Source organism: Synechococcus sp. MU1625 (assembly GCF_020514205.1).
Taxonomy (GTDB): Bacteria; Cyanobacteriota; Cyanobacteriia; order PCC-6307; family Cyanobiaceae; genus Parasynechococcus.
Genome location: NZ_VTLA01000006.1, coordinates 15,879 through 32,107, shown reverse-complemented (window position 1 = coordinate 32,107; position 16,229 = coordinate 15,879). Strand labels below are relative to the sequence as shown.

The window sequence follows — 16,229 nt, the reverse complement described above, 5'->3', positions numbered from 1 at the left end:
CTACAGCTCAGAAACGCTCAGGACGCGGCTCCCGCCAGTCGGCATCGACGCCGTCGGCCTTCAGGGTTTGTGCCCGTTGCTCAAGGCGACTGCGGTCCAGACGCCACACGTCGTAAATCCCAATGCGTCCCAGCCGCTCAGGTTGCAGGTCGCTCCAGTGATCACGTTGTGCCGTCCCGCGATCGATCAGCACCAGCACGGTGCTGGATGCACCCGGGCTGCCGAGGGGGTATCCCCGCCATCCCCGCCGCTGTTCATGGGCCAGGCGATCCGCAATGTTGACCAGGGCGCCATCGGATTGCCCCTCATACAAGATCACCTGTCTTGTGTAGAAGTGCAGCGAAGGCTTCATGGCGCCAACCATGGCCATTGGTTCTCCGCTGCGCTGTTGCGACAGCATTAATGCTGCAGCGTCGCGGACCGGACGCTGACGCAGACGGTCTGCAAGTTCGGCAATCGGCACCAGAGCCATGAGGTGAAAGCCCAGCATGCAGGCCTGCATGGCCAGCAACGCCTGACCAGCGGAGCGTCGCTGCAGCAGAAGCAACGCTCCAAGAGTTGCTGCTGCACTGAACCAGATGGCGGCATGTCCCAAAAGACCACTGGCCAACAGATCCACCGACAACGTCGGCATCTCTGGATCGTCGATCAGCGGAACCCAGAGCGATCCCAGCCAAAAGCCACCAGCCAGGACGGCGATCAGAGCCAGGCTGGTGCCCCAGGCCAGCCGTTGCCAACGCGATGAGCCCAGCGTGGCCTGGGCCACCAAGAGGGCCGCCGCAGGGGTGGCGGGCAACCAATAACTCGGCAATTTTGTGGCTGCTGTGGTGAACAGCAGCAGAACCGCCAACAGCCAACAGGCAGCGAATTGCTGCAATGAATCCTCCGGTGCAATCCGCGATCGAGGCACCCGCGCCAGCCCCAACAACAGGTATGGCGTGAAGGGCAGCGCAGCCACGAGCATTACCGGGCCGAAAAACCACCAAGGCTGGAGGTGATCATTCACCACGGACGTGAACCGTTGAAGATTGTGGTAGCCGAAAAAGCTGTCCCAGAAAGGCTGTCCTTCCACCAGCAGCTCTAGGACGTACCAGGGAAGACTGATCAGGGCCGTCAGCAGCAACCCAGGCAACGGTCGCAGCCTCTGCCAGGGTTGAACGAGATCCCGTCGCAACGCTGCGAACATCAGCAGAGCGAGTCCTGAAAGCACAACAGCGACCGGCCCCTTGGCCAGAACCGCGAAACCGAGGATCACCCAAGCCGGCCACCACGCCACCTCTTGAGGGGCGGCAAAACGACGCCACTGCAGCAACAGGCTGAGACCCAGCAGGCCACACAGCAGGGCATCACTCACCGCGGTGCGGCTCCAGACGAGCACCAGGGGCGAGAAGGCAAATGCCAGCGATGCAATCAGAGCTGTACAGCGGGGACGCGCATCACCGGGGAACGGCCAGCGCAGCAAGGTATCGGCGATGCCAAGCATCAGCCCGACCGAGGCCAAGGCGGAAGGAAGTCGTGCCGCCCAACTTCCGAGAGGATCCCAAACTTCACGTCCGGGGAGGGCGTAACCGAACCCCATCAGCCAGTACACCAGGGGCGGTTTATCGAAACGAGGCAAGCCGTTGACCCGAGGCGTCAGCCAGTCGCCGGTGTCGGCCATGGCCCGCCCCGCTGCGGCGAACAATGGCGGTGTTTCATCCACGACGCCGGTGGATCCCAGCCCCCAGAGCGTGATCACGAGTCCCAGGGCCAGAACAAGCGCCAGAACCTGGTGTCGCTGTCGTCCTGAAACATTGACCGACAAGAAACTCTCAGCGCCTGGGGGTGATGCTGACATCCGCCATCAGTCCTGTTCGAATCCAGGCTTCAACACGCTGGCTAAAGACCTCGCAGGAGGCATGGGCCTCAGCCCAGCTGCGGCAGGCGGAGCGCTCAATTCTGCCGACATGTCGCAAGGCCTCCGTAAGAGCGTCAACATCGTCAGGAGGCACCAGCCAGCCCGTGCGGCCTGAACAGATCAGTTCCCCCGGTCCGCCGCGGTCATAGGCGACAACCGGAACACCACAGGCCAGGGCCTCCACCACAACATTGCCGTAGGCCTCATTCCATTTCGGTGTGTTGACCAGAGCGCGGCAGCGCCCCAACTCCTGCTGAAGCTCTGTGGTCGATCGAAAACCGCGCCAATCGATCGTGCCTTCAGGAACACTCGCTTGCACCTGCCGGGCGTAGACCTCATCCTCTCGCAACCCCCAAACAAGAAGCTGTTCTCCCAGGGCAGCGGCCGCAGCAGCCGCATCCTCCAGCCCCTTTTCCGGAGCGATGCGCCCCGCCCAGCCCAGGGGGCCATTCGTCTGCGTCTGAAAGGTGTAGTTGGCCAAGTCAAATCCGTTGCCCACCACATTGGCGGGAGCTGGCAGCTGAAAATCAGCGGCCTGGCGTTGCGTATGGAAAGCGAGGCGGTGGGGGTCCCAGGCGGCGACGGCTTCGATCACATCGCGCATCACCGCAGCCACATCCCCCATGCTGATGAGATGAAAGAGCTTGGCGCTGACCCGTTGCGTCAGCCAGATCGGCAGCCAGTCGTAGCCACCGTTGATCACGGCATCGGCTGATTGACCTGCATCGAGGGCGGTCTCCCAAAGAGCAGGCAAAAGACCGTTGCGGGGAATCTCGACCGGTGCAAGCTCTGCGACGTGCTGCCAGCTCGGCTGATTCACACCCTCCACCTCCAGCAACTCAACACCGCTGCAGTCGTCGGGAAGAGTTGAGCCTTTGGCGGCCACAACGGTAAGCCTGTGACCACGCCGTACTAGCCCCTGAACCAGCGATCGCAGGGTGAGCTCCACACCACCTCCCTCGCCACTGCCGAGGGCCCCGATAGGCGTGTTGACAACGACGAGATGGAGCGGAGCAGCCGTCATGAAGAGGCGTCCGTGATCGACAGCGGCTCCCAGATTCTTCGCCTTTGACTCACGAAGATCACCGACACCAGCACCATCACAACACCAATCCACTGGAGCAGATCAAGGCGCTCGCCCAGCAACCAACCTCCGGTAGCCAGCGCGAAAACCGGTGTCAGGAATCCCAGGCTGCTGAAACTGGTGAGATCGCGTTGATTGGCGAACCAGAAGAACAGCCCATAGGCCAAAGCGCTTCCGAGAAGGCTCGCGTAGCCCATACGCGTCCAGTCTGTTGCCGTCCAGGCCAGACCAGCATCAGTTCGCTGCAGGGCATGGACCAAAAGCAGAGGAAGTCCCCCCAGCAACATGTGCCATGCCGTCACGGTGACCGGATCGCTGTGGCGTGAGGCAAAGCGAATCAACACCGTTCCAGCGGCCATGGCGACGGCCGCCAGCAACATCCAGCCCTCACCGGGCTGAAACAGCTGCTGCACCAATGGCGGGTCAGCCAGCAGCCACCAGTGACCCAGCAGCTCAGCGGGCAAACCGATGCAGACGATGCCTGCCAGACCAATGGCCAGCCCCATCCAGCCGATGGGATTGATCGACTCCGTGAACAGAACGCGAGCCATCAAGGCCACCAGCAGAGGCTGGCAATCAATCAAGACAGAACCGAGACCCGCACCAGTCCCCTCCAACCCCCGCGCCAAAAGCCCTTGAAACAAGGTGGCATCCACCAAGGTGAACAGGACGAACCAAACCAGGTCGCGCGAATCGATCGTCAGGCCACGACCGGTGCACTGCCCCCAGAGCAGAAGGGCCAAACCTGCTGGGACCAGTCGCAAGCCAGCGACAAGCCATGGGCCAGCGCTATCGAGCAAAGGAGCCATGGCAGTCATGGCGGTTCCCCAGAGCGCGAAGGGCAGCACCATCAGAAACCAGAGTCGCAGTGACGGCATGAATGGGCGCTTGGGTGCTCTTTTTAAGATCTGGAGTGATGCAGATGCGCAACATGTTCTGGCCCTGGCGGCGCAAATCCCGACGACGAATGGCTCGCATCGTTGTTGACGGCCCCATTACGGGTGCCACCCGGCAGCGGGTGTTGAAAGCTCTGCGGGAGGTGAAGCAGAGGGAATTTCCAGCCTTGTTGCTGCGAATTGACAGCCCAGGCGGCACGGTTGGAGACAGCCAGGAAATTCATGCGGCCCTCCTGCGGCTCAGAGAACAGGGCTGTCGCGTGGTGGCCAGCTTTGGCAACATCTCTGCCTCCGGTGGTGTCTACATCGGCGTCGCAGCGGAGAAGATCGTTGCCAATCCAGGCACGATCACCGGTTCAATCGGTGTGATCTTGCGGGGAAACGACCTCTCCAAGGTGTTCGAACGGATTGGAATTCGCTTCGACACAGTGAAGAGTGGTCCGTTCAAGGACATCCTTTCCCCTGATCGCCCGCTCAGCGATGCGGAACGCGCTCTGCTTCAGGAACTCATCGACAGCAGTTATGGCCAATTTGTGGGCGTTGTGGCGAAGGGGCGAAACCTTGAGGTGGAGACGGTGAAGCGTTTCGCCGATGGACGGGTGTTCAGCGGTGAACAGGCGCAGGCCCTGGGATTGGTTGATGAACTCGGGGACGAAGACCATGCCCGGCGCCTCGCGGCGCAGCTGGCAGAGCTCGACGAGGACGACATCCGTCCCGTCACCCTGGGCAAACAACGCCGAAAACTCAGCGGTCTGCTGCCGGGATCCCAGCTCTTGCATCAACTTCAGCAGCGCCTGTCGCTCGAGTTGATGGGAAGCGGTCAGGTGCTCTGGCTTTACCGCCCATGACCAGCTCTCCCCTCGTTCTGAGAGGCCTGCGTGGGGCCACCACCTGCACGGAGAACAGCACGGATGCCATCAAAGCGGCTGTGAGCGCGTTGATGGACGCCCTGGTGGATCGCAATGGGCTAACCCCAGACCAGTTGGTGTCAGTGACCTTCTCGGTTACGGCCGACCTGGACGCCTGCTTCCCAGCCGCCATCGCCCGGCGACGCCCCGGCTGGGACACGGTGGCCTTGCTCGACTGCCAACAAATGGCCGTCCAAGGAGATCTCCCTCGCTGCATCCGTGTTCTGGCCCACGCCTGGATCCCTCAGGACCAGACGCCCATGCACCCCTATCAAGGCGACGCACAGCGGCTACGACCAGATAGATCTGGTCACAACTGACAGATCACCCTCCGGCCCCTGAATTCACCGCCCAGCGATTGGACTCAGGAGAATCCCATTTAACGAGACGTTTCCTATGGCCCGTTCCACTACAAGACGTTTGCTCGCTGGAGCCGGCACTGCAGCGGCCCTGCTGATTGGATCAACACTGGCCGGCATTTCAGAGCAGACCGCCCGCGCCCAGGGCACTCCGGGACTGATGGAATTCCGCTGGGACACGGACCGCGACTACCGCAAGCTGTACTACTACCAGACCTCCAACATCGAGAGCGACCGCTCTGAATGGTTTCTGACCTTGCGTGAAAAGGACCGCAAGACAGCGATCCTCAAACTCACCGTCACCGTGCCGGACTACTTCGACTCCAAGCTGAAACCCCACCGCATGCGCCTGTGCCGTACCACCGTTGGCGGCATGATGAGCCGGAGCAAGTGCCTCGAAGAGATCCCAGCCGTCATCCAGGTCAACGAAGACCAGACAGCGATTGAAGTCTTCCCCGACACACCGCTGCCTTCAGACGGCGACTACTCGCTTTCCATCAAGTTGTTCAATCCCCAGGGGAAGCGCATGTATCAGTTCAACGCCCTGGTGCAGGCTCCCGGAGATGTGCCGATGTCCGGCTACCGCGGCAGCTGGCTGATTGATGTGGACTGACTGATAAAATCCCAGATTCAGATCGGCCGGTAGCCAGGAGACGTCCATGACTAAGCGCACCCTCGGAGGAACAAGCCGCAAGAGGAAGCGCGTCTCGGGTTTCCGTGTACGCATGCGCTCCCACACCGGCCGTCGCGTGATCCGTACACGTCGCAAACGCGGGCGCGCTCGTCTCGCAGCCTGATCGAAGACGGGATGAATCCAGGGGGTTCATCCCGTCTTCGATCCCACTCAACAGGATTGGTTGATGGTCCTTCCCGCCTCCATGCGATTGCGCGGGCATCGATGCTTCAACCGCTTGCACCGATCCTCAAAGCGCCAACACGGAACCTTGATGGTTCTGCGCGTTGCCGCAGGAGACTCCAATCTGCTTCGTCGAGAGATGCGGGGCATCCAGGATCAGTCCTGCCGCTGCGCTCTGGTGATCAGCAACAAGGTGAGCAAGCGCGCTGTCAAGCGGAACCGCCTCAGGCGACTTCTGCACACGCACCTGCGTCGACGTTTCGAACGACGTAGCGATCTGGCAGGGCGCTGGCTTTTGATCAGCCTTCGTCCAGAAGCCGCGGAAGCCGAACCCACACAGTTGCTCGAAGAATGCGACAGTCTTCTGAGAAGCGCCGGACTGGATCCATGACCAGCATTCAGGAAGATGTCCACTACGACGGTGGACCAGCCCGCGGAGACCTGATCTTCAACATTCTGCTCGGCTTCACGCTGATCGGTCTTCCCTTCACCATCGGCGCCGTTGTGCGTGCCCTGTGGCTGCGCTTCCGCATCACCAGTCGCCGGATCTCGGTGACGGGCGGCTGGATGGGAAAAGACAAAACCCAAGTGGTTTATTCCCAGATCACCGAGGTCCGCACCGTTCCCAGAGGCTTTGGCGCCTGGGGAGACATGGTGTTGGTTCTCCAGGATGGCGCCAGGCTCGAAATGCGCTCGATGCCTCGTTTCCGGGAGATGGAGGCCTACATCCTCGAGCGAATCAGCAGCCGGGCTGCAAATGCGCAGCAGAAATCGACTGAAGGTTTCGCCGCCTGAGTGCAGCTGTTCATGCACACTGGCCTCACAACGTCCCGCCCCCCCGTTTCTTCAACGTGATCGGATACATCTCCGACAACCTGCTGATTCCAATCCTGGACTTCTTCTATGGATTGGTGCCCAGCTATGGCTTGGCCATCGTCGCCCTCACTCTCGTCATTCGGATCGCGCTCTATCCCCTGAGCGCAGGATCGATTCGCAGCGCCCGGCGCATGCGTATCGCTCAGCCCGTGATTCAAAAACGCCAGGCTGAAATCAAGAGCCGGTTTGCCAACAACCCTCAGAAGCAGCAAGAGGAACTGGGCAATGTGATGAAGGAGTTCGGCAGCCCCCTGGCGGGATGTCTGCCGCTGTTGGTGCAGATGCCGATCCTGTTCGCTTTGTTTGCAACGCTGCGGGGTTCGCCGTTCGCGGACGTTCCGTACACCTTGAACATGAAGGTGATGCCGGCGGACCAGATCGCTGCGGTTGAACCCAAGCCGTTCAACAGCGCCAGCCATTCGATCTTCATTAGCGAAACCGACCACGTTCCGGTGATTGCCAGCCTGCCGAGGGGCACAAAGATCGGCGTTGGCGACAGTGCCACGGTGAACCTTCACACGAAGGATGGCCGAGCCTTCAGTGACGTTCTCACAGGTGTTGAAAACTCTGGACGCTTCGCGCCGAGGTGGGAAGTGACCAAGGGTGATGACATCGTGAGCGTCAGCGATGACGGAACGATCACCGCACTCGCGGCCGGCGATGCCACCGTTGAAGCAAAGATTCCAGGCCTGGCAGCCCGTAGCGGCTTCCTATTCATCAAAGCCCTGGGCCAGGTCGGCTTCTATGCCGATGGTGCGATCAATTGGGATATCGCCATTCTCGTCGCCGGCTTCGGCATCACCTTGTTCATCTCCCAACTGCTGTCGGGCATGGGAATGCCTGCGAACCCCCAGCAGTCCACAGCAAACAAAATCACCCCGGTAATGATCACGGGAATGTTCTTGTTCTTCCCCCTACCGGCCGGTGTTCTGCTCTACATGCTGATTGCCAACGTGTTCCAGGCACTGCAGACCTTCATCCTCAGCAAAGAGGCACTGCCCGAGAATCTCCAGAAAATCCTGGACCAACAAATGGCTCAGAAAACGGTGACGGTTTCGGCCACTTCGGGCGGTTCACGACTGCCGTTTGAACCGAAGGGCAAGTGATCGAGGCACTGGAGCCTGTTCCCCTCCAGGAGCTCCGGGCCTTGGGCACACCGAAGGTCTGGGAGGTTGAGGGAGAGCTCGATCAGCTCCCCTCTCTCACACCAGTGCGAGGCCATGTCTCTGCAGAGCACCGCGGCAACGTCTTGGCGGTTCAGGGGAAACTCAGCACGATCGTGACCCTCTGTTGCGATCGCTGTCTGAACCAGTTCAATCAAAACCTCAGCTGCGCCCCCTCTGAATTGATCTGGCTGGGCGCAGCCCCACCAACGGCCGACCAGCTAGAGCATTCTGGAGAGGTCGCCGAGATGGAAGGTCTGGTGGATGTTCTCGATCCACGCGGCGAATTCGATCCCCAGCAATGGGCGTTCGAGCAGCTCAATCTGATGCTGCCCGTCGTGAATCACTGCGGTGATCACTGTCCAGGACCACCTGGCTTAAACCTGAAGCCCGTGACCTCAGACTCCACATCGAAGGAGGTTGACCCGCGCTGGCAGGCCCTTCAACAGCTCCAACAGCGGCTGGAGCAGCAATGAGCAGTGCAGCCTGGGGACACCAGATCGACCTTCTGGTCCGTGCACGCACGCCACTGATCTGGGTCCGCAGCAACGAGGAAGCACGGGTTGAAAGCCTTTTGGGAGAAGCCGCTCAGCGACTTGCACGCCAGCTGGTCTGCTGGAATTTCATTGATGGCATCAGCGGGCCGGTGAATGCCGATGGCCAGGGAAGTCGTCAACCGATGGCCATGCTGCAGTGGCTCCAGCAACGGGATGCGGGCAGTCCGACCCTGCTGCTCGCCAAGGATTTTCATCGCTTTTGCGATGACCCTGGCGTCGCCCGGATGCTGCGCAATCTCGAAGGATCGCTACGCACTACCCCACACACGCTGGTGCTGTGTTGTGGGCAATGGACACCCCCAGGCGATCTCGAAGAAAGCCTCACCCTTCTGGATCTCCCCCTTCCCGACAACGACGACCTGCGCCGACTGATCATCAGCATCAGCACCAGCAGCGGCAGTCCCCTCCCAGCTCATGTGTTGGATGAACTGGCGCAGGCCTGCAGTGGGCTCAGTGAGATGCGGGTTCGCCAGGTCGCTGCCCGCTCCCTGGCCCGCCGCGGCCAGCTGGGGCCGGACGATCTTCAAGACGTGCTCGAGGAAAAACGCCAGACCATTGCCCGCAGTGAGGTGCTGGAGTTCTGCCGCAGCGACGCGGGCACGGAAGCCATTGGTGGCCTCGAGGGTCTCAAAACCTGGCTGCAACAACGGCACAGGGCATTCTCGGAAGATGCGCGGCGCTTCGGACTGCCTCTCCCCCGTGGGGTGCTGCTTGTTGGCCCCCAGGGAACAGGGAAGTCACTCACCGCCAAGGCGATCGCCTGCAGTTGGTCCATGCCCCTGCTTCGTCTGGATGTGGGGCGTCTGTTCGCAGGTCTGGTGGGGGCCAGCGAGGCACGCACCCGCGAAATGATCCAACGCGCTGAAGCGATGGCGCCCTGCGTGCTATGGATCGATGAAATCGACAAGGGCTTCGGGGGAGATGGCCGCAGCGATGGCGGCACAACCCAGCGGGTTCTGGCCAACGTGCTCACCTGGATGGCGGAGAAACAGTCACCGGTGTTCGTCGTCGCCACGGCCAACGGCGTCGAGAAACTTCCACCAGAGCTGCTGCGCAAGGGGCGTTTCGATGAGATTTTTATGCTTGATCTGCCCAGCAGCGCTGAACGCAACAGCATCCTTCAGCTGCATCTGGAACAGAGACGACCTGGGCTGAAGCTTCCCCTAGCGACCGTGGTGAGCCGTAGTGATGGGTTCTCTGGAGCCGAGCTGGAGCAAACCGTGATCGAGGCGATGCACCTGGCCTTTGCCGACAACCGTGAATTGACGGAACCGGATCTGATTGGTGCCGCCTCCCAGCTGATCCCTCTCTCACGCACAGCCAGCGAACAGCTGGAGAAGCTGAAACAGTGGGCGGCCGGCGGCCGCGCCCGCCCCGCTTCTGTTGCTGCAGGTAACGAAGCCTGACGCGGCGTAACGAACGTGGCGCTGGATCAAGGCGACAGCCAGCGCTCTCCCTACGGTCCAACCAATTGCCTGACTCCCGTGGAGCGCCACAACGACATCGCCACCCAGCTGTGTGTGGCCTGCCTCGGCGCTGGTGTGATCACCACCATGGCCGTTGCTCAGGGTCAGAGCCCCCTTACCGCCCTTGGCATCACCCTGTTTTCAGGCATCGCAGCGGTGATGGTTGGCCAGGTGCTCTGAAACGGCCTGCCATAGGCTGCCGGCGCTGACCCCCCTGAAACCGTGCTCGATCAGCGCCTTGTGCGTGACAACCCCGAAACGATCGCCCAGCAACTGGGGCGACGAGGCAAGGCGGTTGATCTCACCAAACTGCAGCTGATCGCTCAGCAGCAGCGTGATCTGGAGCAACAACGCAGCAGCCTTCAGGCGGAAGGCAACCAGATCGGCAAAGAGGTCGGCCAGCGGATCAAGGCAGGTGCCGATCCCAAAGGCGAGGACGTCGCCGAACTGCGCCAAAAGGGCAATGCCATCAAGCAGAAGGTGGCTGTTCTTGAGGACGAGGAAAAGCAGCTGTCGAGTGAGCTCAAGCAACAGCTGCTTGGTTTCCCCAACCTGCCGGCCGAAGCCTGCCCTGACGGCCGCAGTGAGGAGGACAACATTGAGGTGCGCCGCTGGGGCAGCCCACGGGTTGAAGACAACCTGGAAGAGCACTGGCAGATCGCTGAACGCCTGCAGCTGCTCGATACCGAACGATCCGTCCGCATCGCTCAGAGCCGGTTCGTCACCTTGCTGGGCCAGGGAGCACGCCTGGAGCGTGGCCTGATCAACTTCATGCTCGACCTCCATGGGAGCAAGGGGTACCGGGAAGTGCTGCCCCCGGTGCTTGTGAACAGCGCCAGCCTCACCGGATCGGGACAGCTGCCCAAGTTCGCTGAGGAGAGCTTCCGTTGCGCGGATGACGACCTCTGGCTGACACCGACCGCCGAGGTGCCGGTGACCTCCCTACACCGGGATGAAATCATCCCGGCGGATCAACTGCCGCTGCGCTACGCCGCCTACAGCCCCTGTTTCCGCCGTGAGGCCGGCAGCTACGGCCGCGACACCCGAGGTCTGATTCGCCTGCACCAGTTCAACAAGGTGGAGCTGTACTGGTTTGTACATCCGGATCACTCCCAGGAAGCCCACCAGCAGATCACCGCTGATGCAGAAGCTGTGCTGCAAGCCCTGGAGCTCCCCTATCGAGTCTTAGACCTGTGCACCGCCGACCTTGGCTTCTCAGCGCGCCGGACCTACGACCTCGAGGTCTGGCTGCCTGGGGCGGGTGCCTACCGGGAAATCTCGAGTTGCAGCGTCTGTGGCGATTTCCAGGCGCGACGTTCCTCCATCCGCACCAAAGAAGGCAAGGCAACGAAACTGGTCCACACCCTGAACGGCAGCGGTCTGGCCATCGGCAGAACCATGGCGGCCCTGCTGGAGACCGGCCAACAGGCAGACGGCAGCGTTCTGCTGCCCAAAGCCTTAGTGCCTTACGTCGGCCGCGAGCGACTCCAGCCAGAATGATCCGATCAGAATCCTGACGGGGATATGAACGTATTGGCGGCCCTCCTGGTCCTTGCTCTGCTGATCGTGGTGCATGAAGCAGGACATTTCCTTGCAGCCACGCTCCAGGGCATCCGCGTCAGCGGCTTCTCGATCGGCTTCGGTCCTGCACTGCTCAAAAGGCAACGTCGCGGTGTGACCTACGCCCTGCGGCTGTTTCCCCTTGGTGGCTTCGTCGCCTTCCCTGACGACGACGAAGACAGCTCGATCCCGGCGGATGATCCGGATCTGCTACGCAACCGGCCAATCCCCCAGCAAGCCCTGGTGGTTGCAGCGGGGGTGATGGCCAATCTGGCGTTGGCTCTGGTGGTGCTGTTGGGTCAGGCAGCTTTTGTCGGTGTTCCTGCCGCGCCGGAACCGGGGGTCCTGGTGGTTCAGGTGCAACCTGGTGGAGCCGCCGCCCGCTCCGGCCTCCGTGCCGGCGACCAGATCCTCAGTCTGAACACCAAACCCCTCACTGCAGGTCAACGCGGCGTCGAGGCAATGGTGCAGGATGTGAAAGCAGCACCGCAACAATCCATCCGTGTGGAGCGAAAACGGGGGGACGAGACGACCACCGTTCAACTGATCCCCGACGATCAGCAGGGCATGGGGAAAATCGGGGCCCAACTGCAAGCCAACATCAGCGGAACGATGCGCCCAGTGCGTCATCCCGGGGAACTCCTTCTCACCACAGGCTCCCAGTTCAGCCAACTGCTGCAGCAAACCGTGCGTGGCTACGCCGGTCTGTTCATCAACTTCAGAGCCACGGCAGGCCAGGTGAGTGGTCCGGTGAAGATCGTTGAAATGGGGGCTCAGCTCAGCCAGCAGGGGGGATCGGGGTTGGTGCTCTTCTCAGCACTCATTTCGATCAATCTGGCGGTGCTCAATTCGCTCCCGCTGCCACTGCTCGATGGCTGGCAGATGATGATGCTTGCGATCCAATCCGTTCGCGGTCGTCCTGTTTCGGAACGGATTCAAATGGCCTTTGCACAATCTGGTTTTCTTCTTCTGGTGGGTCTCACCCTTGTGCTGATCGTGCGTGACACCAGTCAGCTGCCCGTGGTTCAGCAATTGATGGGTCGCTGAGGCAGAGAGGGCGCCCGTGTATCGTTGACGATTCAATCGCTCGCTGCCCCCCGCTGCATGGCCAAGAAGTCGATGATCGCTCGCGATGTGAAGCGCAAGAAAATGGTTGAGCGCTATGCGGCGAAGCGCGCAGCACTGATGGCAGCGTTTAATGCAGCCGAAGATCCGATGGATCGTCTTGAGATCCACCGCAAGATTCAGGCTCTCCCCCGCAACAGTGCACGCATCCGTGTTCGCAACCGCTGCTGGGCCACAGGCAAGCCCCGCGGTGTTTACAGGGATTTCGGCCTTTGCCGCAACCAGCTTCGTGAGCGCGCCCACAAAGGAGAACTGCCCGGCGTGGTCAAGTCCAGCTGGTGATCCATTCCTCGCCATGGCGTTGTCACGGGGAGGTTTGACCTCCCCTTTCTTGTGAAGAGCAGCCATGAAATGTCAGACTTGGCATTGACAAAAGGACATAAGACGTCGTGCAAGGACAAACCCAGTCGATCTCCTTTGACGGACGTGAGATTCGACTGACCACCGGGCGCTTTGCCCCTCAGGCGGGAGGATCCGTCTTGGTGGAGTGTGGCGACACCGCCGTGCTTGTCACAGCAACCCGTTCCGGGGGCCGTGAGGGCATTGATTTCCTGCCACTGATTTGCGACTACGAAGAGCGCCTCTATGCGGCTGGGCGCATTCCCGGCAGCTACATGCGTCGTGAAAGCCGCCCACCAGAACGGGCCACCCTCACGGCTCGGCTGATTGACCGCCCCATGCGGCCCTTGTTCCCCAGCTGGATGCGTGATGACCTGCAGGTGGTGGCCACTTGCTTGTCTCTCGATGAAAGGGTCCCCGCCGATGTTCTGGCGGTAACGGGCGCTTCCATTGCCACCCTTCTGGCAGGCATCCCTTTCAACGGCCCCATGGCGGCGGTGCGCGTGGGTCTGCTGGGGGACGATTTCGTCCTCAATCCGAGTTACCGGGAAATTGAACGGGGTGATCTGGACCTCGTGGTCGCCGGAACCCCTGACGGCGTGGTGATGGTCGAGGCAGGTGCCAACCAGCTGCCGGAACAGGACGTGATCGAAGCGATTGATTTCGGCTACGAAGCGATCTGCGAACTCATCAAGGCTCAGGAACAACTCCTCAAGGATCTGGGCATCACCCAGGTGAAGCCGGAGACCCCCGAACAGGACAGCACAGTTCCCGCCTATCTGGAAAAGCAATGCACCAAAGCCATCAGTGCTGTCCTCAGCAAGTTTGATCAAAGCAAAGAGGAACGAGACACAGCCCTGGAGACCGTGAAGGGCGAGGTTTCAGAAGCCATCGCAGCCCTCAAGGACGACCATGCCGTCCGCCAGGCTCTGGCCAGCAGCTCGAAGTTGCTCGGCAACAGCTTCAAGGCGCTGACCAAAAAGTTGATGCGGCAACAGATCCTTAAGGACGGCAAGCGCGTTGATGGGCGTGGCCTCGACGAGGTGCGTCAGATCAGCGCTATGGCCGGCGTGCTTCCGCGGCGTGTGCATGGATCCGGTCTGTTCCAGCGCGGACTGACCCAAGTGCTGTCCACCGCAACGCTCGGCACTCCCAGCGATGCCCAGGAGATGGACGACCTCCATCCCAACACCGAGAAGCTGTACCTGCACCACTACAACTTCCCTCCCTACTCCGTCGGTGAGACCCGGCCGATGCGCTCACCCGGTCGTCGTGAAATCGGCCATGGCGCCCTGGCCGAGCGGGCCATTCTTCCGGTTCTACCTGAGAAGGACACCTTCCCCTATGTGGTGCGTGTGGTGAGCGAAGTGCTCAGCTCCAATGGCTCCACCTCCATGGGTTCTGTTTGCGGCAGCACCCTGTCCCTGATGGACGCTGGTGTGCCGTTGAAGGCCCCCGTGAGTGGCGCTGCAATGGGTCTGATCAAGGAGGGTGATGAGGTGCGGATCCTCACCGACATCCAGGGAATCGAGGATTTCCTCGGCGACATGGACTTCAAGGTGGCCGGAAGCGAAAAGGGCATCACAGCCCTGCAGATGGACATGAAGATCACCGGCCTGCCAGTGAAGACGGTGGCCGAAGCCGTCAACCAGGCGCGCCCGGCGCGACTCCACATCCTCGAGAAAATGCTCGAGGCGATCGACACTCCGCGGGACAACCTCTCTCCTCACGCCCCACGCCTGCTCAGCTTCAGGATTGATCCTGAGCTGATCGGCACCGTGATCGGTCCCGGCGGACGCACCATCAAGGGCATCACCGAACGCACGAACACCAAGATCGACATCGAGGACGGCGGCATCGTGACCATCGCGTCCCACGATGGTGCTGCAGCTGAAGAAGCCCAGAAGATCATCGAAGGCCTGACCCGCAAGGTCAACGAAGGCGAGGTGTTCTCCGGGTCGATCACCCGCATCATCCCCATTGGTGCCTTTGTGGAGATTCTTCCTGGCAAGGAAGGCATGATCCACATCTCGCAGCTGTCCGAAGCGCGGGTGGAAAAGGTCGAGGATGTCGTGAAGGTGGGCGACGAAGTCACCGTGCGGGTCCGAGAAATCGACAACCGCGGACGCATCAACCTCACCCTGCGCGGTGTTCCCCAGGCCGGTGAGACCTCCGAGGTGGAGCCTCAGCCCACCCCGGTAGCACCGCTCAGCTGATCAGGTCTCAGACCTGAAAGCCGGGATCGATCTCGGCCATGGCCCGCGTCGCACGCTCTCCGAGCTCGGCGTGGGCTTTTCCATGGCTGGCGATCAGACAGCCGGCCTGACGGACATCGCCGGTGTTGTAGGTGAGGTCGGCCTGATCCGCATGGGTGAAGCGACCACCGGCCGCCAGCAGCACCGCTTCCGGAGCCGCCATGTCCCAATCCTTGGGAGCACTCTTGCCGGATAGGGAGACGTAGAGGTCGGTCTCGCCCCTGAGGATCGTGGCCACCTTGAAGCCAACACTGCCCACTGCTTTGGAACCGCCGAGATTGAGGGCATCAATCAGCTTCACCAGACGGTCGTCGCGGTGGCTGCGGCTGGCCACCAGGATCAGATCCGAAACCGAGGTTCTGTCGCTGAAGCGAACCGGCGACCGCTCACCCTGGCGGTCTTCACACCATGCTCCTTCGCCGACGATGCCGATCCAAAGTTCGTCGGCTTCCGGCAACAGCACAACCCCAAGAACGGGGCGCCGCCCCCGCACCAGAGCCAGATGAACGGCATATTCACCTGTGCCCTGCAGGAAATCCTTGGTGCCGTCCAGGGGGTCGAGGATCCAGAGCCACTCTGCAGGCAGTGGTTGGCCTTCAGTGAGCTGCTCTCTAGCAGTCTCCTCACTCAACAGCGTCCAGTCGGCATCCGCAAAGGAGCTGGACAGACCATCCAGCAACCACTTGTTTACGGCCAGGTCAGCCGCAGACACCGGCCCCTCTCCGCCGTCATCAACACTCAAAGCTTTGGGAAAACCGTGAGGGGGCTGCTCACCGCGGGCATAGGCCCGCAAGATGTCGGCTGCTCCCCAGCTGAGGCGACGAAGTTCCGTCAGCAGAGCCTCCTGGTTGACGCCGGAGGGGAGAACGGCAGAGCTGGGCATCATGA

Annotated in this window: 18 protein-coding genes; 14 read left to right on the top strand and 4 right to left on the bottom strand. The window is 61.3% G+C overall.

The features are described from left to right. Positions 1-7 precede the first annotated feature (7 nt). From FZX13_RS10120 to FZX13_RS10110, 3 genes are read right to left on the bottom strand one after another with little or no spacing between them, the layout of a single operon-like run. Complete coding sequence (locus FZX13_RS10120) at positions 8-1,837, bottom strand: glycosyltransferase family 39 protein (protein WP_226409473.1); 1,830 nt, start codon at positions 1,835-1,837, stop codon at positions 8-10. Further along, the gene (locus FZX13_RS10115) at positions 1,812-2,921 is read right to left on the bottom strand and encodes a glycosyltransferase (protein WP_226409472.1); all 1,110 of its coding nucleotides are present in this window, start codon (positions 2,919-2,921) and stop codon (positions 1,812-1,814) included. Before FZX13_RS10115 ends, FZX13_RS10120 begins: the two co-directional genes overlap by 26 nt. Then, positions 2,918-3,859 (bottom strand): DMT family transporter, encoded by a 942-nt coding sequence (locus FZX13_RS10110; protein WP_226398322.1) that lies wholly within the window; start codon positions 3,857-3,859, stop codon positions 2,918-2,920. The genes FZX13_RS10115 and FZX13_RS10110 overlap by 4 nt, the downstream gene beginning before the upstream one ends. Positions 3,860-3,912: 53 nt before the next feature. On the opposite strand from FZX13_RS10110, the gene sppA reads away from it, so the two are divergent. The 14 genes from sppA (at position 3,913) to FZX13_RS10040 (ending at position 15,302) form a co-directional block, all read left to right on the top strand. Beyond that, positions 3,913-4,725: a signal peptide peptidase SppA gene (sppA, locus tag FZX13_RS10105; protein WP_226409545.1), complete on the top strand. Its 813-nt coding sequence runs from the start codon at positions 3,913-3,915 to the stop codon at positions 4,723-4,725. Continuing rightward, positions 4,722-5,105 carry a chorismate mutase gene (gene aroH / locus FZX13_RS10100; RefSeq protein ID WP_115024111.1) on the top strand — a complete coding sequence of 128 codons (384 nt, stop codon included), beginning with the start codon at positions 4,722-4,724 and terminating at the stop codon, positions 5,103-5,105. The genes sppA and aroH overlap by 4 nt, the downstream gene beginning before the upstream one ends. Before the next feature lie 76 nt (positions 5,106-5,181). Continuing rightward, positions 5,182-5,757, top strand: a complete 576-nt coding sequence (locus tag FZX13_RS10095; protein WP_226409471.1) for a DUF2808 domain-containing protein — start codon at positions 5,182-5,184, stop codon at positions 5,755-5,757. Between the two features lie 46 nt (positions 5,758-5,803). Then, the gene (gene rpmH / locus FZX13_RS10090) at positions 5,804-5,941 is read left to right on the top strand and encodes a 50S ribosomal protein L34 (RefSeq protein ID WP_115024114.1); all 138 of its coding nucleotides are present in this window, start codon (positions 5,804-5,806) and stop codon (positions 5,939-5,941) included. A 63-nt stretch (positions 5,942-6,004) separates the two neighbouring features. Beyond that, positions 6,005-6,391 (top strand): ribonuclease P protein component, encoded by a 387-nt coding sequence (locus FZX13_RS10085; protein ID WP_226409470.1) that lies wholly within the window; start codon positions 6,005-6,007, stop codon positions 6,389-6,391. Beyond that, positions 6,388-6,795 carry a PH domain-containing protein gene (locus FZX13_RS10080; RefSeq protein ID WP_166017471.1) on the top strand — a complete coding sequence of 136 codons (408 nt, stop codon included), beginning with the start codon at positions 6,388-6,390 and terminating at the stop codon, positions 6,793-6,795. Before FZX13_RS10085 ends, FZX13_RS10080 begins: the two co-directional genes overlap by 4 nt. Positions 6,796-6,851: 56 nt before the next feature. Beyond that, the gene (gene yidC / locus FZX13_RS10075) at positions 6,852-7,982 is read left to right on the top strand and encodes a membrane protein insertase YidC (RefSeq protein ID WP_226409469.1); all 1,131 of its coding nucleotides are present in this window, start codon (positions 6,852-6,854) and stop codon (positions 7,980-7,982) included. Then, the gene (locus FZX13_RS10070) at positions 7,979-8,515 is read left to right on the top strand and encodes a DUF177 domain-containing protein (protein ID WP_226409468.1); all 537 of its coding nucleotides are present in this window, start codon (positions 7,979-7,981) and stop codon (positions 8,513-8,515) included. Before yidC ends, FZX13_RS10070 begins: the two co-directional genes overlap by 4 nt. Then, a complete protein-coding gene (locus FZX13_RS10065) occupies positions 8,512-10,002 on the top strand; it encodes an AAA family ATPase (protein WP_226409467.1) in 1,491 nt (496 codons plus the stop codon). The genes FZX13_RS10070 and FZX13_RS10065 overlap by 4 nt, the downstream gene beginning before the upstream one ends. A gap of 15 nt (positions 10,003-10,017) precedes the next feature. Then, positions 10,018-10,242, top strand: a complete 225-nt coding sequence (locus FZX13_RS10060; RefSeq protein ID WP_115024124.1) for a hypothetical protein — start codon at positions 10,018-10,020, stop codon at positions 10,240-10,242. 42 nt (positions 10,243-10,284) lie between these two features. Beyond that, a complete protein-coding gene (gene serS / locus FZX13_RS10055) occupies positions 10,285-11,562 on the top strand; it encodes a serine--tRNA ligase (RefSeq protein WP_226409466.1) in 1,278 nt (425 codons plus the stop codon). A 24-nt stretch (positions 11,563-11,586) separates the two neighbouring features. Then, on the top strand, positions 11,587-12,669 hold the full coding sequence (locus FZX13_RS10050) for an RIP metalloprotease (protein ID WP_226409465.1): 1,083 nt from the start codon (positions 11,587-11,589) through the stop codon (positions 12,667-12,669). A 57-nt stretch (positions 12,670-12,726) separates the two neighbouring features. Further along, entirely contained in the window at positions 12,727-13,029 is a 303-nt protein-coding gene (gene rpsN, locus FZX13_RS10045) for a 30S ribosomal protein S14 (protein WP_115024129.1), read from the top strand. Positions 13,030-13,136: 107 nt separating this feature from the next. After that, a complete protein-coding gene (locus FZX13_RS10040) occupies positions 13,137-15,302 on the top strand; it encodes a polyribonucleotide nucleotidyltransferase (protein WP_226409464.1) in 2,166 nt (721 codons plus the stop codon). Positions 15,303-15,309: 7 nt separating this feature from the next. On the opposite strand, the gene FZX13_RS10035 is transcribed toward FZX13_RS10040, so the two are convergent. After that, complete coding sequence (locus tag FZX13_RS10035; protein WP_226409463.1) at positions 15,310-16,227, bottom strand: 3'(2'),5'-bisphosphate nucleotidase CysQ; 918 nt, start codon at positions 16,225-16,227, stop codon at positions 15,310-15,312. Positions 16,228-16,229: the final 2 nt, after the last annotated feature.